The organism is Pontibacter sp. SGAir0037 (genome assembly GCF_005491705.1).
Lineage (GTDB): Bacteria > Bacteroidota > Bacteroidia > Cytophagales > Hymenobacteraceae > Pontibacter.
In genome coordinates this window covers 3,863,910-3,882,564 of sequence record NZ_CP028092.1, presented here as the reverse complement: position 1 = coordinate 3,882,564, position 18,655 = coordinate 3,863,910, and the positions used below count along the sequence as shown (strand labels likewise).

Sequence of the window (18,655 nt, the reverse complement as noted above, 5' to 3'; positions counted from 1 at the left end):
GGTTGTGCAGCTTTGGCTGGTGTATTCAACTACCGTATCTCTTTCAGGAAGTCCCGCAGGTACTGCGGATCAGTAAAATGGCGTAAGTCCTGCTTTAGCTGTACCAGTTCGAGCTGGAGATCTTCTTTGGCGTACCTGAACTTTTGATTCATTTGTTTCGCAGAGCCGCAAAAGCGGTGATAGAACGCGGCATCAGGTCCGTATTCGAAGCTATACTGTTCCTCCTGAAGCTCCTTTATCTGCTCCTGAAGGATTTTTACATAATACTTTAGCTGGTCTTCAGGCACACTGTCTAAAGCCTTATCCCGGGTCTGTATAAATTCCATTTGTAGTTTCAGGAGCTCGAAGAAGTCGTTTTGCTTGTAAGCGTGCGTTACTTTTTTCATGGTTTCTTCTTTCTGAGCTTTTATGGCCTCATCCTGTTCTGTATCGGGATGCAGCTGTTTGGCAAGTTCAGTATACACGCGGCGGCTGGCTTTGCTGATGTTGCTCAGCTCTGCCTTTATTTTATCTTCTTTAGCTTGTTGTGCTTTGGTTTTGCGGGCTTTCTGGCGCTGCTGCCTTTCTTGTTCCCGTTGCTCCATCTCCTTGTCCAGTTGTGCCTGTATCTGTTCAAAGTCATTCAGATCATTGATCTCTATATCCACGCCAAACATGTTTCTTAACATATCCTGTGCTAAGTCTTTTATTTCTTCTTCGTCCTGAGCTGTGATTGCCGCACGCGCCTGTTCGGCGTATTTGTCGTGCAGGTCAACCAGTTCTTCTTTGTCGTAGGCATCTATCAGTTCTTCGGAGATACTTACTATAAGATCAGCTAGTTTCTGCTTTTCTCTTTTTCTGAAAAAGCTCATGTCGTAGGAGCTGTCCAGCAGGTATACCAGCTCTACCCGCTTTGCCACAATCTGAGCAATAAGTGGCTGGAGCTCTTTTTGCATGTGTTTTCGCCCCTGTGCAAGAAGTTCCTCCCGCTCCGCCATCGCCTGCTTGAGCTTGTTTATCTGGTTAATTTTTTTGTTAAACTGCTGTTGAAGTTTAGATAGCTGCTTTGTTGTCTCATCAGTTCCGATCTGAGGGATAAGTGCTGAGGCAGCGGGATTTACTTTTGACATAGCACAAGAGGTTTAACAGGTAAAGGTAGCGCCTTATATTTTACTGTTGAGGCCGGAAGTTGTTGTATAAGAAGCAGTTTAACGATTAAACAAATTAAGCTTGTTATTAAACTATTCCTGTATGTATATATATAAAATTAAGATAGTCTGCAAATATTCCTTGATGCATAAAAATACTGGTCTTTAACCTTAACCTAACTTCTAAAACTAAGGTATTGTATAGAAATAAACGGATTATACTATAAAATTTCAGATACTCCAATATAGAGTGAAGTCCTGTGCAAGCAGGAAGATACGTAGATACCGAGGGATACTTGTAGCATGAACAGATTTTTATTTTTAGATTCCTTAAGAGGATTTGCTGCGCTTTTTGTTGTTCTTTTTCATTACACAGCCACTTACCGGGATGTTTTCGGCCATAACTTCTCACCTGCCTTTGATATTAATTACGGAAACTATGGCGTGGAGCTCTTTTTTATGATAAGTGGGTTTGTGATCTTTTTCAGCTTCAGAAAAATTACCAGTAGCAAAGAATTTCTGATAAAGAGAGCCGGAAGGTTATACCCGGCTTACTGGATAAGTGTGTTGGCTACTTTCCTGTGTGTACAGCTTTTCGGGCTGCCTGGGTTTGAGACTTCCTTTAGTGAAATGCTGGTAAACTTGACGATGTTCCAGAAGCTGGTAGGGGTGCCAAACGTCGACTGGGTATACTGGACCCTTTTTCAGGAGTGGATGTTTTACCTGATGCTGCTCGGGATTTTTATGGTTAAGAAGCTGGACAAGATGCTGTACATCGGAATAGCCTGGATGGCTTTGAGCTTCATAAACGTGCATGTTTTCGAAATAAAACATTTCAATGCCATTCTGAACCTCTACTACGGGGTGTTCTTTTATTCCGGTATCCTGTTTTACCTCCTGAAATTTGAGCCAGAAAAAAAGAAGACAATCTTAGCCTGTCTTGCTCTTTCGCTGGCCCTTGCCCTGTCTATTTATGCAAAAAAAGGATTAGCTGATATGGCGATAGTGGCTGGTATCTATGCTATATTCTATCTTGGTATAAGTGGTAAACTGGATTTCCTGATTAATAAGCCCTTTACTTTTTTGGGTAGTATCTCTTATTCGCTGTACTTATTCCATCAGTTTATTGGATACATCATTTTAAACTATACAAAAGAATATTTCGGAAACAGCGTGTTCGTAATTGTACCGCCAATTCTGTTCAGTATAGCCTGTGCCTATCTTATTACTACCTATGTGGAGCAGCCATCCATGCAGTTGATTAAAAACTGGTATGGTAGAAAAACAGCGAAACCAGTTGTTGCAGGAGCCGAAGACAAAGTGCCAAGCAGTGGCTTTGCTAAACAAGAAACGGCACTTTAACAGCGTATATACTATTATAAACATAGAGTGGCAGTAGCAGCTAAGTTATAGCCCATAAAAAAGCCTCCTCAAGATTTCTCTTGAGGAGGCTTTTTGTTGCTGTAGGGGGAGGAATCGAACCTCCACGGAGTAGTTAGGCAAATATCTTGGTACTAGTGTTAGTTCAAAAGTTGCTTTATCCCAGATTCTCCACCCCCGAGATAGGAGGGCTTGTCTGCCAGTTTCAACACCCTACATTGTGTTGTTTTATTCTGATGATGTAAAGGTACACACTGAAATCGTAATTGCAAATATTTTAACAAAAATTATTTAAAATTATTTTTGTTTCAACAATAAGTAAACATGCTTAACATATTTATAAGGATGTTGAAACAAGGAGGAAAATTAATGGGAAGAGTATCTAACTCATTGTTTTATAAGTGATTAATTGCTCACGTTGTATAACTGGTAAAAGTCTGAAAGGAGGAATAAAGTAGTTTGTCGAGCTTGAAAGATTGAAATTTTTTTTACTGAAAATGGTAAACTGTAAAATCATTACAGGTACGAAAGGTGGTATGCGTTCGAACAAAGGTGCTGCAAAAGCATGAGTTGTTGAGTAGCTTCAGATAATATATGGTGTCTGGTGACGGATTTCTGATAAGAAAGCTCTATCTTTTCATACAAATTCAAAACAAAATAAACCATGAAGAAGAACTCTGTTTTAAGTTTTGCAGCAGTACTGCTGGTAAGTATGCTGCTCACTACTGTATCGTGGGCTCAGAATGCTAATGCAAGCAAGCCAAGCCCTTCTGCTTCCGCTTCCGGTAAGGTTGGGGAAGCTAACATAACTATTAACTATAGCAGCCCAGGTGTAAAAGGCCGTACTGTATGGGGAGAACTTGTGCCGTATGGTAAAGTTTGGCGTGCAGGTGCTAATGAGGCAACTACCTTTACTGTAGACAAAGATGTAATGGTGGAAGGTGAAAACCTGCCTGCAGGTACATACAGCCTGTATGCCATACCAGGCGAGGCCCAGTGGACGATTATCTTTAATAAAGTAGCAAAGCAGTGGGGCACACAGTATGACGAAAAGCAAGACCAATTGCGGGTAACCACTAAACCCCGTAAAGCGGCCTCTATGAGCGAAAGACTTGCTTACGACGTAACGAATAACGGCTTTGTGCTGCGCTGGGAAAATCTGGAAGTGCCTGTTTCAGTGAAGTCCGGTAATAAGATATAGCCATTGATACAGGTGAAGACGTAAGTTGTAATGCTTACATAAAAGAGCAGGCATGTATAATGCCTGCTCTTTTGTTTTTATAGAAATTGTGAAGTAGAATCCACTTAAAGAATAAACTTATTTATACTTTTTTATCGTTTTTGTGGAGAGGCTGTAATTTTACAGGCAGGTATTTTATCTATGGAAGTAAAAGCGATGAACACTTATTTTTGGTTAATGTACGCCATACTGGCAGCTCGCTATATAATTGTGGCCGGAGGGGCCTTTTTATTGTTTTATATCTTTTTTCCGTCAAAGTTTTCCAGGCTCAAGATTCAGTCCTTGTTTCCGAAACGCAAGGATTACATGCGGGAAGTAGGTTATTCTTTTCTTACCTTCTTTGCCTTTGCCACTATAGCAATCATACTTTCATCTTCAGCGGTAAGGCCATACACAAAAATCTATACCGATCTAAGTGAGTATAGCTGGTGGTATTTTGGATTAAGCATTGTGCTGGCCCTGCTGATCCATGATACGTATTTCTACTGGACCCACCGCCTGATGCACCACCCCAGGCTTTTTAAATGGTTTCACCTGACACACCACCGATCTGTTAATCCTTCGCCCTGGGCGGCATTCTCTTTCAGCCCGCTGGAGGCACTGGTAGAAGGCGGAATTATTTTTGTAATTGTGCTGCTGATACCCATGCACACATACGCTATACTGGCCTTTCTGCTTTTTATGACGGTGTATAACGTGTATGGCCATTTAGGCTATGAGATTTACCCGCGCTGGCTGGTACATAGCCGTCTTGGCAAGTGGCTTAATACTTCTACCAATCATAACATGCATCATAAGTATTTCAAAGGCAACTATGGGTTGTACCTGCGTGTTTGGGACGAACTTATGAAAACCACGCATCCTAATTATGATAAAACGCTGAACAGGCTGGTAAATCAGCCGGAAGAGCAACCGGAAAAGAGTGCTAAGGTATAGTGCCTTCAGAAAGCCGTAGGTAAAGTAGCAGCTTTCAGCTTTACATCTTCCAGTTTAAACCGTTGCAGAAAAGTATTTGAGTCTGTTATCGGGTTTTCCTGCCAGCCCAGCAAGTTTCCTAAAGTTTGCCAGATATCAGCTGCTTTTAAACCGTTCCGGCGCATCTGGTTAATCGAAAGCGAGCCATGGGATTTGGATAGTTTGTTGCCATTTTCTTCCTGAATAAGGGGGTGATGTATAAAATTAATCGCAGCAAATGTGGCTGTGCCAGTCTGCCGCGCAATAAAAAGCTGAGCTGCTGTAGAGGTAAGTAAATCGCTGCCCCGTACTATCGTGTTTATACCCATCAAAACATCATCGCAAAAAGAAGCTACCTGGTAAGAAGGGAGTTTGTTTTTACGGCGTACCACAAAATCTGGCATTTTGTTAAACAAAGGCACAGTTGTTTCGCCTAGCAAAAGGTCTTGAAAGGCAATTGTTGTGTCTTCCGGTATAAGCAGGCGCCAGGCACTGTTGGGTGTATCCAAGGCAAGTTGCCTGGAGCGGCAGGTGAGAGGATAATCGCCTTTCGCAGAGCGAACCTTTATTTGGGTGCGGGAATAGAGGCAGGCATAAACCAGGCGTTGCTGAGCCAGTTGGTCAAGGGTGTTATTATACAGGTCGAGGCGGTGGTGCTGTGAGTAGTGCCGGTAGAAATCCGGCGCATCTATAGGGCCTTCGTCGTAATCAATGCCTAAAAAATCCAGCGTTTCGAAGATGTCCTCTACATAGGCTGACCTTACCCGTTCATTATCAATATCATCTATACGAAGCACCAGCTCTCCCTGCTGCTGGCGTGCGAGTGCCCAGGTAATGGCAAAAGACAATACATTGCCGAGGTGCAGGTAACCACTGGGGGTAGGGGCAATGCGTGTTTTGAGTGGTGCTTTTGTCTGTAGGTGTGCTGGGTGTTCCACTTTGTTTAAGCTGCTTTCTGGAGTACCTGTTACAGATACAATATAACAGCTTGAGTTGTTATTTTAAATTGATTATCGGGAATAGTTTGTTATGGCAGTTTTCTGATAATGGGTTAATGAAAAGGCCGCCTCACTGTAAGTGAGAGCGGCCTTTCTGCTGTAGGGGGAGGAGTCGAACCTCCACGGAGTAGTTAGACAAATAGCTTGCTTTATTCTATGACCTCCACCCCCGAGATAGGAGGGCTTGTCTGCCAATTTCAACACCCTACACTGTTGTTTAGGTGTGTGCAAATGTATTTGTTTTATTTTCATTGTCAAAATTAATGTCGCTTATTTTTATATAATTGATTATTTATAAATAATTTTAATGAAATTTTAATAAGCGTCAGCCTGTATGGATTAGCATGATGCAAAATGGCTGCTGCCGTTTAATTCGTTACATTTAGCTGGTTGAAGGTAGCTAATACCTGGTTGTAAATCGTATGCTTCACAAAGAGTGGTATAAGCATGGGAGTATTATTTAAAGAGCAGCTACAGACAGAAAGGCTCCGGCTAAGAGTACTGGAAGAGCGTGACGTAGGTTGCTGGCTTAGCCTGGTGGAAAAGAACAGAGATAGACTGCGGGAAAGTTTTCCGGTAACTGTTCATAAAATGAAGAACAGGGAAACGGCGCTTGCTTACCTCAAGGAGTTGAAAGAGGAGAATGATGCAGGAGAATCGGTATACTATGGTGCCTGGTATAAAGGGAAGCTGATCGGTGAACTTATACTGAAGAATGTCGACTGGAACATTCCTAAAGGTGAATTAGGATATTTTATATCTGGAGAATATGAGGGAGAAGGCCTGGTAACGGAAGGGCTTCGTGCCCTACGGGCTTATTGTTTCGATGAGCTGAAACTGCTTAAAATTTACGCCAGAATAATTCCAGCCAACAAAAAAAGTATAGCTGTGGTAACTAAATTAGGTTTTGAGCTGGAAGGAACGCACAGGCAGGAGTATAGGAGTGGCCGTGGAGTGCTGCTGGATATCAGGCATTACGGGCTGGTAAATAAAGCCGCGCTTACCGAAGCCAAAACGGAAGAGGAATAGCCTTTCCTGCACTTACACAGGAAAGGCCAGGTTTTATTTTGCCTGTAGCGCTAATTGTAGCACCTGGGCCGACCGCTCTGTGAGCCATTCGTAGCCTTGCGAAGTTGGGTCTTTTTCGAAAAGCTTTGAACCAAGGCCAACGGCAGTTACACCTGCGCCAAACCATTCGTTCAGGCTGTCGGCAGTTGGAGCAACGCCGCCAGTAGGCATAAAGAGCAGGTTCGGGAACAGCTCTTTTATCGCTTTCAGGAACCCGGAGCCAAGCACATTACCCGGGAACAGTTTAACAAGAGAAGCGCCTGCTTTTTCGGCTTGCGCAATTTCAGTCGGAGTCATGCAGCCTGGTATCCAAAGCAGGCCATGTGCCTGTACCGCCTCCGCAACAGAGATATCAGTAATAGGGCTCACAATAAAATCGGCCCCAGCGGCCACGTATTCTTCAGCACTTGCAGCATCCTTTATAGTGCCGATGCCAAGCTTAAGATCCGGATAGCGCTCATTGGTAACCTCTTTCAGAATTTTAAAGTTTTCCAGCGCCTTTTCACCTCTGTTGGTAAATTCAAAAACACGCATGCCTCCTGCATAGCAGGCATCCAGTACTGCTTTGCATGTTTCCGGATCTGCATTATAGTATACAGGTATGGCCGGGGTTTCTTTAATCTTCTCTAGTACTTGGTTTTTATCTGTTGCCATTTTTTAGGTGGTGGGTTTTATACTTTCTTTTATCTGTTCTGCAGTGTGAGCACCAAAATCGCCAGGAACAAAAAGCTTCTGGAAAGCAGCAGCAGTTGCGTAATCTACTATATCCTGCCCGGCAAAGTTTTTATAAATACTGTACAGTAATCCGGCCATAAAAGCATCGCCGCTGCCAATGCGATCCACCAGCTCAAATGTTTCGTAAACCGCAGAATTATATTGCCTTTTTCCATCGTAATAGGTGCCATAAAAGAGGTTATGGCTGGCGCTATCCATAAACCGGAAGGTATAGGCTACATGCCTGCACTGCGGAAATTGTTCCATCACAGCTCTGGCCGATTGTGCTGCATGCTCCAGATACTCGTTTACACTTGTGTGGCGGTTTAAATGATCTGCCACAGGTGTGCCCAGCATTTTATTAGCCGCCCAGATGTTCCCCATAATCACATCACAATACTGCGTCAGCTCAGGCATTACATCGATAGGCTCTTTGCCATAGTCCCAGAGCCTGTTTCTGTAGTTAAGGTCAACAGAAACTGTAAGGCCTTTCTTTTTGGCAGCTACCAGAGCCTCTTTGCAAACAGCGGCCAGGTCAGGGTTAAGGGCCGGTGTAAGTGCGCTCCAATGGAACCAGCTAAAGCCTTCCAGCATTGCATCCCAGTCTATCCTGCCTGGTTTTAGCTGGCTGAAGGAAGAATATTTGCGGTCGTATACTACCTGTCCGGTGCTAAGCCCATTTGCAGAAAGCAGAAAATACAGGCCTACCCTGTCGCCCTGCCGCAGCACCAGGTCAGTTGCTGCGCCACAGCTGTTTAATTTTGCCAGAGCTCTGTCGGCCAGCTCATTGTTGGGAGCGCAGGAAAGGTAAGAGCATGGTACCTGCCATAAACCTAAGGAAGCAGCCACATTGGCTTCTGCCCCGCCAGGGTTCATCTGCAGTAAGTTTTCGGCATTTGCTAAACGGCTGTCGGCGGCGGCAAGGCGCCACAACAACTCGCCAAAGAGGAGTACTTTCCCGTCGCTCATGTGTTGTTCATAATCTTTAGTTAGTGCTGTTTTCTGTACCTGAATCTTCTTACAACCAAATTTGCTCATAAATATCACTTTTTGCAAACGATTGCACAAAGTATTAACCAGTTTAAACCTGAAAGGTGGTGCCGCAAAAGGAGCATTGGCTGCTCTTCTGAATGCTGCCTCAGTGCCTGTCGTTTTTGGTATTACCTGTCTTAAGAGAGGTAAATTAGATTAAATTTCCTTCTCTAGATGAAGATTATTAAACAAATTATGCAAAAGAGCTATCTTCGCCCTTAAATGATTTTTGAACCTAACCGGGTATTTTAGAAGAATGAGTAGCTTTAGCAAAGGGAATTTGTGGGGTTTGGATATGGGTGGCACCAAGATAGAGGGTGTAATATTGAAGTCTGTTGATGAGCCGGAAGTCATCTTTAGGGACCGGGTGCCCACAGAAGCAGCTTTAGGGTATGAGCACGTGATGGGGCAGGTACAAAAACTGGTAAATAAAATGGAAGCCGCCGCTGGATATAAAGCTGCCAGAATAGGCATGGGAACACCAGGTGTTCTGGTTCCAGGCACAGGCCTGATGAAAAATTCCAATACCACGATTCTGAACGGAAGGCCTTTTAAAGCGGATCTGGAAAAGTACCTCGGAATTGAACTGGCATTTGCAAATGATGCGAACTGCTTTGCCCTTGCAGAAACGCATCTGGGGGTAGTGAAAGAAAAATTTCCTGGAGCTAAAGTGGTATTCGGAATTATTTTTGGCACTGGTGTAGGTGGTGGCGTTGTGATAAATGGCCACATCCTAAACGGGCACCACGGCAACGGTGGCGAGTGGGGCCATAACTATTTGCCCGGAATGGAAGGCAGACAGTGTTTCTGTGGCAAAAAAGGCTGTAACGAAAGTATACTGGCGGGGCCTTCGCTGGAGCATTACTACAACGAACTCACAGGGCAAAAACTGGGGCTGAAAGAAATTGTAGAAAGGGCTGAAGCTGGAACAGATGAGGCAGCCACTAAAACACTAGACAGGTTGATAGAAGGCTTCGGAAGAGCGATCAGCAATATTGTCAATGTTATTGATCCGGATGTGATTGTTATTGGCGGAGGTGTAGGTAACATTGATAGGCTGTATACCGATGGGGTGGAGGCAATCCGCAAATTTGCGCTGGACAATATCTTTGATGCACACGTGGTAAAACCTTCTTTAGGAGACAGCGCAGGCGTATTTGGTGCGGCTTACCTGGTAGCTTAACCATGGATCAGAAATAACGGCTTATCAACTTCTGACCATGCCGATAAATAATTGGAAGAGCACTGGTGCGAAATAAACGGAAGCATAAGCGGCATAATATCTTCTTAGCAGCGGAGGCGTATGATGTAGAAAATACCTTAAAGTTTAGGAAAGATAACATCAACGATAATGGCTGCAAAAAAGCATAAATCAACAGTACTCATTACAGGCGCATCCGGAGGTATAGGTATGGAACTGGCAGAGGTATTTGCCAGGAACGGCCATAACCTGGTACTGGTGGCGCGTTCGGAAGATAAACTATACCGGTTGGCGATGCGCTATGCCACCAACTACAAAGTATACGCTAAAGTAATTGCAGCAGACCTTTCTGATCCTGCTGCGCCGCAGCGCCTGTTCGATGAGCTGAAGCAGGCAAACATGGTAGTAGATGTGCTGGTAAACAATGCTGGTGTAGGCAATTATGGCCCTTTCAGAGAAACAAACCTGCAAAAGGAGCTGGATATGCTGCAGCTGAATGTGGTGGCGCTAACGCACCTGAGCAAGCTTTTCCTGTACCAGTTGCCTGCGGGAACTCCTGGTAAAATTCTGAATGTATCGTCTGTTGCAGCTTTTTTATCGGGCCCTTATATGGCGATATATTATGCCAGCAAAGCATATGTGCTTTCTTTTTCGGAGGCGATAAAAGGTGAGCTGGAGAAGCACAACGTTACCGTAACCACCCTCTGCCCTGGCCCAACCGATACAGATTTTAAGGAACGTGCCAATCTGGATAGCTCCAGCAGGTTCAGCGCAATGTTTAAAGAAGATGCCAGAGAGGTAGCCGAAGCTGGTTATACCGGATTAATGAAAGGGGAAAACATTGTACTCCCTGGCCTAAAGAACAAAGCTTTGCCCCACCTGCTGAAGCTGGTGCCGCGCTCCATTTTGCGAAATATGGTTCTAAAGATTCAGGAGAGCCGGCAATAGCCTGCATGGCTCACCTGTGCAAACACCGGGCTTGGATGGCCTGCTTCGTTTAAATCTTAAAGAAAAGTTAAAGTCGGGCAAAAAAGGCTGAATGAACTGCAAGTACCTTATTTTTATGTAAAATTAGATTTATATAAAAACTGGTGCTGTTATTTAGGCAGCCCCCGATGCTTATGAAAAAGATTCTGCTTCTCCTGCTGCTTCTGACGGTACATGTAGCTGCATGGGCACAATACGAGCTGAAAGGAAGAGTAGTAGATGAAAACACCAATGAACCGCTGGGCTTTGTTTCGATATATCTGAATACAACTACCAGGGGAACGGCAACAAACGAGAAGGGTGCGTTTGCTTTAGCTGTGCCTGCCGGAAAGTATGAGGTAGTGGTTTCCTTTCTGGGTTATGAGCCCATTATTTACCCCATTGATACAGAAAATTTACCGGGTTCTGTTCTTTTTAAGCTAAGGCTGAAAGAGAATAAGCTGGGGATGGTAGAAGTAAAGGGTAAGCGTGATGAAATGTGGTACAGAAACCTGGAGGTTTTTAAAGAGTCTTTTCTGGGAACCAGTGCTCTGGCCGGTACCTGCAAACTGCTAAATCCGGAGGTGCTGTCTATCCAGTTCGATGCAGCCACATCCGTTTTAACAGTAAGTGCTGAAGTTCCGCTTATTATAGAGAACGCTGGTTTAGGGTATAAAATAGAATACCTCCTGACAAATTTTGAATACAGGGCTAAAGAAAGTTATATTTCATTTGTCGGCTACCCAAAATATGAGTTGGCAGAAGGTGGCAAAGGAAAGCAGCGACGGTGGGTTAAAAACCGCGAAGCCTCTTTTAATGGTTCCTTGATGCACTTTTTCAGGGCACTGCAAAACAAAAGACTGGAAGAAGAAGGGTTTAACCTGCGCCGGCTTTACAGAACCCCCAACCCTGAAAGACCAAGCGAAGAAGAAATTACTGCTGCCAGAGCTTATCTCAGAGAGCAAAGTTTGCAAGGGAACTACATTACGATTAAAAGCAAAGGAAACAGCCCTTTGCTCACACGTGCCGACTCTGTTGGAGATATTATTTCCCGTGCGGGTCTGCCTAAAGTAGTAGAGCAGCTGGATATTAACCCGGTGCCTTACAGCGAGTACCTGTCTTTTGATGGAGGATATGCAAGGCTGGCATTCAAAGGATATTTTCAGGTAGTCTATACAGGTGAGAAAGAAGAAGCAGCTTATATCAGGTACAGAAGAGGCGGCTCTATTACGCCTTCGTACCAGACATCGGTTATTTCTTTAACTACTGATGCGGTGTACCTGGAGAAGAATGGCAGCACAGCTAACCCGCTGGATGTTTTTCTGGAAGGCTACTGGGGCTGGGAAAAGATGGCTGAAATGCTGCCATTGGATTATGGCTTATAGCCGGGAGGGCAGACAGCTACTTTTTATGCTGTAGCAGCCATTCGTAAATAAGCGGGTTGCTATAGGTTTCGGTCCAGGAGTCGTGGTATAGGTCAGGGTAAACAGTGAGTTGCGGTTTCCCGCCGGCCTGTTCTACTGCATCAACCATTTCCAGGGTATAGTTTATTGGTACAATATCATCTTTCGCTCCATGAAAAGCCCAGATAGGTACAGACATAAGCTTTGCTGCCAGGCCTCTGTCGCCGCCTCCGCAGATGGGAATAATGGCGGCAAAACATTCAGGATGTGTGGCAGCCCAATACCAGGTGCCGAAGCCGCCCATACTAATGCCTGTCAGGTAAATTCTGGATTTATCGGCTCTTACCTCCTTCAGAACCTGTTTTAGCCACTCTTTCAGAAAAGGGATGGTCCACTGCATGCGGTAGGGGCACTGCGGGTAAGCCACTACAAACGGAAAGTCATTTTTTCCGACCAGATATTTAGGCAAGCCCTGGCGTTTTACCTTTTCAAGGTTATCACCTCTTTCACCTGCCCCATGTAAAAACACGATTAGTGGCCACTCTTTCCCGGGCTGCTCGTGGTATGCTTCCGGGTAGTAGATGTGATGTTGATAAATGCTCATACCTAATTGGCTAACGTATTCAGCTATTTAACTACGTACGGATGAGGAAGAAAAGGTTTGAAGGAGTTAATACTTAATTGTCGCTTATTATCAGAAGGTTAATGTGCAGGAAATGCATAAGTAATTTTAGGAGTAATGGGTGGCAACATACGGTGCCACTCCAGAATCCTTAATGTTAAAAGCAGCTTTGGTCCATCCTGCGCATCTTATTTACAGGAAAGCCTTTACTGGTAGCTAACTGCTCCAGGCGGTTTATAGTAGCTGTATCGAGTGAAGGTGTACGGGAGAGAAACCAGAGGCTTTCTCGGTCCGGGGAGCCAACCATCACATACTGATAGTTTGGATCGAGCTCCAGAATCCAGTAATCGCCTTTAAATGGCCAAAAGAACTGGACTTTTAATTTGCTGTTGCTGCTGCCTTCTACAGGAAATGCTTTGCCTTTTGCTTCGTCTACCTCTCCGTCTGGTCCTCCTTTGCGGCAAATATTAAGTACTTCTACATAACCTTCCGGGTTTAGGCTATACTTAGCCTGTACGCAATGGCAGCCTTTCTCGAAGCGCTGCGGCAAAGCGGCAATTTCGTACCAGGTGCCAGCGTAGCGTTTCAGATCTACTGCAGGCACAGTTTCTAAAGGAGCATTGCTGCTGGAGCAGCTACTGATCAGTAGTGCACCCACTAATATGGCTCCGGCGCCTACCAATAATTTGCTTCTGTTGCTTAAAATCATAAGATAACTAGTATTACAGCTGCTTTAGCATTTTATAATGCTGAATGCTATTAAAAAGCAGGTATGTTTTTTCTACTACTTCATACCCGTTGCGGCGATAAAAGTTTACAGCATTTTCCCTGGCCTGTAAAGTGATGTAAGTTGCTCCGAGCTCCCTGGCCTTGCTCTCCAGGTGCTGCATCAGCAGGTCTCCCAAGCGCTGCCCTTGCATATCTGCCCGAATGCCCATAAAGCGTAACTGGCCTTCTTCGGGTGAGTTCAGGTGAAGCCGGCAGATGCCAAGGGCTTCGCCTGCGTCGTTTAAAAGCATGGCATGAATGGCGGTGGCATCATCGTCTACACGCTCGCTACCCGCTGGCTGGTTCCAGGGCTGGCGCAGCGTTTCGTATCGCAGGCGGTAATACTTCTCAAAATCTTCGGGTGTTCGAGGCTCTATGATCTGCATAGCGGGTAAAGGTATGGTTCATATAGGTTAACTGCTGCGCCGGAGTTTTAATGCAGGCACTGTGTCTTATGCCTAAAAGAAATAACTTTGTGAGCACTAAAACGTGTAAATCAATTTTAAGGACAAAGAAAAACGAATATGGCATCTTTCGACATTATAAGCAAGGTAGATCCTCAGACCATGGACAATGCTGTAAATACAGCCCGCAAGGAAATAATGAACCGCTATGACTTCCGTGATACTAAAGGTAGCCTCGATTACGATAAGAAATCCAATGAAGTGCACATTTCGATGGAAAACGATATGCGGCTGCAGCATACAGAGGATGTGCTGATCAGCAAAATGGTAAAGCAGGGGCTTGATGCAACTGCCCTCGACTTTTCTAAAGAAGCGTATCAGTCGGGCGCGATGGTGAAGAAAGACATTAAAGTGAAGGCCGGTATAGACAAAGAGACTTCAAAAAAAATCATGAAGCTGATAAAAGACAGCAAGCTGAAGGTGTCGGCCGCCATGATGGATGAAACCATACGGGTAACAGGTAAGAAAATTGATGACCTGCAGGCTGTTATGGCAATTATGCGTGGCAACAGCGAAGAAATAGGTATGCCGCTGCAATATGTAAACATGAAGTCTTAGGTTAACGTATTGCTAAAGATTTGAGAAGGGTAAAGCAGGTGCTGCTTGCCCTTTTTTTGTATAAAATATTTAGCTGAAGTGTGAGACGCGAACAAAGATTTAATACTTACATTTGCTTCTTACGCACAACATCAAAATGAAAATCTATGGAAATCTTCGCTAATCCGGATACCTGGTTAAGCCTCCTGACACTAACTTTTATGGAGGTGGTGTTAGGCATCGATAACATCGTGTTTATTTCTATTGTGGTAGGCAGGCTGCCCCACGACCAGCAGGGGAAAGGCCGTACGATTGGCCTGTCTATGGCGCTTGTTTTCAGAATTATCCTGTTGTTATTTATCTCCTGGATTGTAGGTGCCGATAAACCTCTTTTCACTATTAACCTGCCCTTTACACCTGAGGACTTTGCTGTTTCGTGGCGGGATATCATTCTCTTTGCCGGTGGCCTCTTTTTATTGGCTAAGAGTACAACCGAAATCCATAACAAACTGGAAGGCGAAGAAGAAGGACATGGTGCTGCGGCGAAGGTTGTTTCGCTCTCGAAAGTACTGGTGCAGATTGTGCTTATTGATATTGTGTTCTCCTTCGACTCTATCTTAACGGCGGTTGGGCTGGCGCAGCACGTGGAGATCATGATTGTTGCCGTTATCCTGGCAATGGGTATTATGCTAATCTTTGCCAAGTATGTAAGCGAGTTTGTAAATAAGCACCCGACCGTAAAGATGCTGGCGCTTTCGTTCCTGATCCTGATAGGCTTTATGCTGGTGGTGGAAGCATTGCACATGCACATACCGAAAGGCTACATCTATTTTGCGATGTTCTTCTCGTTAGTGGTAGAAATGCTGAACATGCGCCTGCGCAAACCTACTGATCCTGTTAAGCTACGGCAAAGCGAGGTGAAGGAAAACGCAGACCAGCTACAATAGGCAGTAAAACATAAAAAAGGCGGCTTTGGAGAAACAAAGCCGCCTTTTTTATTTAAATAACTTATAGCTACAGCATTAGCTTTAAATTAAACAGTTATATTAGTTAAGCAAAATATTTAAAGCCATTTTACTCTGTCAGAAGGCATGCTCAAAATTAACCAAAGCTTACTTTCATTCCTGTTGTTACTGGCTTTGGCTGGTATGGCTGTGCTTAGTGTCTACCTGACTCTGCCTCCTCAGGCACAACCTGCCGATGCTCCGCAGGATGAGTTCTCCGCGACGCGGGCTATGGCTTATGTACGGGAAGTAGCCAAGGAACCTCATGCCATGGGTACACCGGCACACGCGCGGGTAAGAGCGTATCTGCTTCAGGAAATGCAGAAGCTCGGCCTTAACCCACAGGTGCAGGAAACAACAGCTGTGCTGGAAGCAGGGCAGGTTTGCTATGCCGGTTATGTCTATAATGTTTTAGGCAGGCTGAAAGGCAACCGGCCAGGTAAAGCAGTGCTGCTCGTTGCCCACTACGACTCACAGCCCAATACACCCGGTGCCGGCGACGATGCAACAGGTGTGGCTGCTTTGCTGGAAACAGCCCGTGCTTTAAGGCAGGGCGAACAACTGCAGAACGATATCATTTTTCTGCTGACGGATGGTGAAGAGTATGGTTTACTAGGAGCCAGAGGGTTTATGCAGCACCCGTGGGCTCAGGAGGCAGGTGTAGTTATAAATGTGGAGGCACGCGGAAACAGCGGGGCCAGCGCTTCTTTTGAAATGAGTTCTGAAAACGGCTGGGTAGTGCAGGAATTTGCCAAAGCGGCGCCTTATCCGATGGCGGGCTCTATTATGTATGAGGTATACAAGAAGATGCCGAACAGCACCGACTTTACTGTTTTTAGCGATGCAGGAATTACAGGCGTGAACAGTGCCTTTGTGGAGGGCTTTGTAAACTATCATAGTATGACGGATACGCCAGAGAACCTGAACCAGAACAGCTTGCAGCACCATGGCAGTAATATGCTGGCGCTGGCCAAACACTTTGGCAGTATTCCTTTGGACAATACCAAAGCACCGGATCGGGTGTTTTTTAACCCGGTTGGTAAATGGCTGGTGCAGTACCCGGTAGGGCTTAACATGCTGTGGGGCGGTATTGTAACACTTTTGCTCGTGGTGGTATGGGCTGTTGGCACAAAACGCAAAGCATTTACAGGAATGCGTGCCCTGGCAGGAGCCCTGGTATACGTACTGGTGCTGGGAGTCGTAGCAGGACTGTTCCTGCCGATCAACAACCTTGTAACGGGCGCGATGCCTTATTTTACCGAAAGCGGTACTTATAACATATACCTGTTTCTAGGGGCCTATTTGCTGTTAGGTATGGGGCTTTTCCTGCTGCTATACAGGTTGGCACAGGTATGGCTAAAGCCTTTGGCACTGGCTATGGGCGCTTGCCTCATTTGGTTTGTGGCATTTGCTGTGGTGATGATGTCAGTCCCTTCGGCAGCGTATCTCTTTCTTTTCCCGTTGATGTTTTGCCTGGCCGGACTGTTGTTCGTAACGAAGGGGCGCTCTTTTAAAACTCCGGGTTCTGTTGCCTATCCTCTTGGCTTGTTGGTGGCGGCACTTCCTGCTCTGTTTATGTGGACGCCTGTTGTACAATTACTCATGATCATTTTTGACCTGAACATGCCTGTAGCTATGGTAAGTGCTTTGGCTGTTTTAATGGGTTTGTTGCTGCCCTTGCTACTATACATAGAGGGAGGTTTCCGGGTAAGGGATCTACCAGTTTTGCCTGCCTTACTCATACTGGCAGGAGCCGTTCTTACAATGGCAGCGATTAATGCAGAAAAGCCAGGGCCAGGGCAGCCGTTTAAAACGCAGCTGAGTTACTATCTTAATGCTGATACAGGAGAGGCTCTTTGGGCATCAGGAAACTCACGGCACGACAACTGGACCGGCAGCTTCTTCACAAAGAACAGTACCAAAACAGCGTTGACCTCTCTATACCCACATGCCAGTTTACAGTACCATATCACCAGTGCTCCGCAATTGCCTTTACAGGCGCCCGAGGCGGAGGTAGTGCAGGATTCCACTGCCGGTAACAGCAGAGTTGTTCAGGTACAGCTGCGATCGGTGCGTGGGGCACAGCACCTGGAACTGGTATTGCAACCAGAAAATGCGGAAGATATAAAGGCTATCAGGCTTAACGGACAGCTTTGCACGATGCAACCACTGGATACAGCAGAAGGAGCAATTTATATGCTTCGGCTGTATGGGTTGCCGCTCTCTAAAGAAGCCATACTGGAAGTTGAAGCTACACCGGGAAGTAAGGTAGGCTTGCTACTGTACGATCAGTCTATCGGACTGCCACAGCAGTTATTACCTTCCCCTATGCCTGCCGATGTGGTACCTGCACAAGGAAGGTTCAGTAACCTGGTGGTGGTGCGGAAGAAGTATGAATTTTAATGCCAGAGATCGGCAGCTTTCTGAGCCATTCGAAAGAACAACTCTTTTTCCAGCCCTGCTACCTGTCTTGCCTCGGCTTCGTTGTAGCCGTTTTCCATGGCATTCAGGTAATCGTAGTAAAGCTGGGCAAGCTCCAGGGTGTCATCCTCAAAAGTTTCTGCCAGGCTTTCAGGGCTACGTCTTTCCGGCTCAAATACTTTGGAAGGGTAAAGCTTATCAAGCTGATAAATAAGGTACTTAGTGGAGTTATTGTTCGATGGGCCGCCCAGCAAATGTTCCAGCGGCAAATCGTCGTCATCTTCTATCTCTTCAAAATCATCTTCTACGGCCAGCGGCTCATACACAATAATATCGAAGCCCGAAAGCTCCAGGTATTCGTCAAACCTTTCTTTTACAGGAATAAGCGTAGGCACATCATAAGGCTTATTCAGAATATCGGCCATATGCAGGGCTATTTCCTTTCCTTTTTCTCCGGCACCAATCAGTACCTGGTTAAACTGCGTAAAATCGCAGCCCAGGTAGATAAACTTGTATTCATCATCTACAATGCTAAAGCACCAAAGCGTAATAAACTCAGTATCGTCTATAACTACTGTGTCTATGTATAGTTCGTTCAGCTGTATGTAACGCGGAGAATATTCAGGAGTGTCCATGGCTTCTTAAGCTTATAATGAAAAATTTGTTAAAGCAGCCTGGGCGACTCCATGCAGGTGCTGTTAATACATATACGCAATTTTGTATTCTATGGCAGACTATCTATATATAATTTGCACG

18 protein-coding genes are annotated in these 18,655 nt (G+C 45.2%); 10 read left to right on the top strand and 8 right to left on the bottom strand.

What is annotated here, in order from left to right:
- Positions 1 to 29 precede the first annotated feature (29 nt).
- Positions 30 to 1,109 (bottom strand): J domain-containing protein, encoded by a 1,080-nt coding sequence (locus C1N53_RS15915; RefSeq protein ID WP_137760254.1) that lies wholly within the window; start codon positions 1,107 to 1,109, stop codon positions 30 to 32.
- Between the two features lie 321 nt (positions 1,110 to 1,430).
- Here C1N53_RS15915 and C1N53_RS15910 point away from each other — a divergent pair, with 321 nt between their 5' ends.
- The 3 genes from C1N53_RS15910 to C1N53_RS15900 all read left to right on the top strand — a co-directional run bounded on the left by C1N53_RS15910 (position 1,431) and on the right by C1N53_RS15900 (position 4,683).
- Positions 1,431 to 2,489 carry an acyltransferase gene (locus C1N53_RS15910; RefSeq protein ID WP_137760253.1) on the top strand — a complete coding sequence of 353 codons (1,059 nt, stop codon included), beginning with the start codon at positions 1,431 to 1,433 and terminating at the stop codon, positions 2,487 to 2,489.
- A gap of 682 nt (positions 2,490 to 3,171) precedes the next feature.
- Complete coding sequence (locus C1N53_RS15905) at positions 3,172 to 3,708, top strand: DUF2911 domain-containing protein (RefSeq protein ID WP_137760252.1); 537 nt, start codon at positions 3,172 to 3,174, stop codon at positions 3,706 to 3,708.
- 195 nt (positions 3,709 to 3,903) lie between these two features.
- Positions 3,904 to 4,683, top strand: a complete 780-nt coding sequence (locus tag C1N53_RS15900) for a sterol desaturase family protein (RefSeq protein WP_240773243.1) — start codon at positions 3,904 to 3,906, stop codon at positions 4,681 to 4,683.
- 5 nt (positions 4,684 to 4,688) lie between these two features.
- On the opposite strand, the gene C1N53_RS15895 is transcribed toward C1N53_RS15900, so the two are convergent.
- On the bottom strand, positions 4,689 to 5,639 hold the full coding sequence (locus tag C1N53_RS15895) for a glutamate--tRNA ligase family protein (protein WP_137760250.1): 951 nt from the start codon (positions 5,637 to 5,639) through the stop codon (positions 4,689 to 4,691).
- A 507-nt stretch (positions 5,640 to 6,146) separates the two neighbouring features.
- On the opposite strand from C1N53_RS15895, the gene C1N53_RS15890 reads away from it, so the two are divergent.
- Positions 6,147 to 6,728, top strand: coding sequence for a GNAT family N-acetyltransferase (locus C1N53_RS15890; RefSeq protein WP_137760249.1), 582 nt, complete (start codon positions 6,147 to 6,149; stop codon positions 6,726 to 6,728).
- Between the two features lie 33 nt (positions 6,729 to 6,761).
- Here C1N53_RS15890 and C1N53_RS15885 read toward each other — a convergent pair whose 3' ends face one another.
- Positions 6,762 to 7,421 (bottom strand): bifunctional 4-hydroxy-2-oxoglutarate aldolase/2-dehydro-3-deoxy-phosphogluconate aldolase, encoded by a 660-nt coding sequence (locus C1N53_RS15885; RefSeq protein ID WP_137760248.1) that lies wholly within the window; start codon positions 7,419 to 7,421, stop codon positions 6,762 to 6,764.
- 3 nt (positions 7,422 to 7,424) lie between these two features.
- On the bottom strand, positions 7,425 to 8,519 hold the full coding sequence (locus C1N53_RS15880; protein ID WP_206077580.1) for a sugar kinase: 1,095 nt from the start codon (positions 8,517 to 8,519) through the stop codon (positions 7,425 to 7,427).
- A 250-nt stretch (positions 8,520 to 8,769) separates the two neighbouring features.
- Here C1N53_RS15880 and C1N53_RS15875 point away from each other — a divergent pair, with 250 nt between their 5' ends.
- The 3 genes from C1N53_RS15875 to C1N53_RS15865 all read left to right on the top strand — a co-directional run bounded on the left by C1N53_RS15875 (position 8,770) and on the right by C1N53_RS15865 (position 12,065).
- Positions 8,770 to 9,696, top strand: coding sequence for an ROK family protein (locus tag C1N53_RS15875; protein ID WP_137760247.1), 927 nt, complete (start codon positions 8,770 to 8,772; stop codon positions 9,694 to 9,696).
- A gap of 168 nt (positions 9,697 to 9,864) precedes the next feature.
- Positions 9,865 to 10,662 (top strand): SDR family oxidoreductase, encoded by a 798-nt coding sequence (locus C1N53_RS15870; protein WP_137760246.1) that lies wholly within the window; start codon positions 9,865 to 9,867, stop codon positions 10,660 to 10,662.
- A 173-nt stretch (positions 10,663 to 10,835) separates the two neighbouring features.
- The gene (locus tag C1N53_RS15865) at positions 10,836 to 12,065 is read left to right on the top strand and encodes a carboxypeptidase-like regulatory domain-containing protein (RefSeq protein ID WP_168194045.1); all 1,230 of its coding nucleotides are present in this window, start codon (positions 10,836 to 10,838) and stop codon (positions 12,063 to 12,065) included.
- Positions 12,066 to 12,081: 16 nt separating this feature from the next.
- Here C1N53_RS15865 and C1N53_RS15860 read toward each other — a convergent pair whose 3' ends face one another.
- From C1N53_RS15860 to C1N53_RS15850, 3 genes are all read right to left on the bottom strand, one after another.
- Positions 12,082 to 12,687 (bottom strand): alpha/beta hydrolase-fold protein, encoded by a 606-nt coding sequence (locus tag C1N53_RS15860; protein WP_137760244.1) that lies wholly within the window; start codon positions 12,685 to 12,687, stop codon positions 12,082 to 12,084.
- A gap of 175 nt (positions 12,688 to 12,862) precedes the next feature.
- The gene (locus tag C1N53_RS15855; RefSeq protein ID WP_137760243.1) at positions 12,863 to 13,414 is read right to left on the bottom strand and encodes a lipocalin family protein; all 552 of its coding nucleotides are present in this window, start codon (positions 13,412 to 13,414) and stop codon (positions 12,863 to 12,865) included.
- A gap of 13 nt (positions 13,415 to 13,427) precedes the next feature.
- A complete protein-coding gene (locus C1N53_RS15850) occupies positions 13,428 to 13,859 on the bottom strand; it encodes a GNAT family N-acetyltransferase (RefSeq protein ID WP_137760242.1) in 432 nt (143 codons plus the stop codon).
- Positions 13,860 to 13,997: 138 nt separating this feature from the next.
- Here C1N53_RS15850 and C1N53_RS15845 point away from each other — a divergent pair, with 138 nt between their 5' ends.
- The 3 genes from C1N53_RS15845 (at position 13,998) to C1N53_RS15835 (ending at position 17,881) form a co-directional block, all read left to right on the top strand.
- Positions 13,998 to 14,495, top strand: coding sequence for a YajQ family cyclic di-GMP-binding protein (locus C1N53_RS15845; RefSeq protein ID WP_137760241.1), 498 nt, complete (start codon positions 13,998 to 14,000; stop codon positions 14,493 to 14,495).
- Between the two features lie 146 nt (positions 14,496 to 14,641).
- Positions 14,642 to 15,421: a TerC family protein gene (locus tag C1N53_RS15840; protein WP_137760240.1), complete on the top strand. Its 780-nt coding sequence runs from the start codon at positions 14,642 to 14,644 to the stop codon at positions 15,419 to 15,421.
- A 144-nt stretch (positions 15,422 to 15,565) separates the two neighbouring features.
- A complete protein-coding gene (locus C1N53_RS15835) occupies positions 15,566 to 17,881 on the top strand; it encodes a M28 family peptidase (RefSeq protein ID WP_137760239.1) in 2,316 nt (771 codons plus the stop codon).
- Here C1N53_RS15835 and C1N53_RS15830 read toward each other — a convergent pair.
- Positions 17,878 to 18,534, bottom strand: coding sequence for a hypothetical protein (locus C1N53_RS15830; RefSeq protein ID WP_137760238.1), 657 nt, complete (start codon positions 18,532 to 18,534; stop codon positions 17,878 to 17,880). The genes C1N53_RS15835 and C1N53_RS15830 overlap by 4 nt on opposite strands.
- Between the last annotated feature and the right edge of the window lie 121 nt (positions 18,535 to 18,655).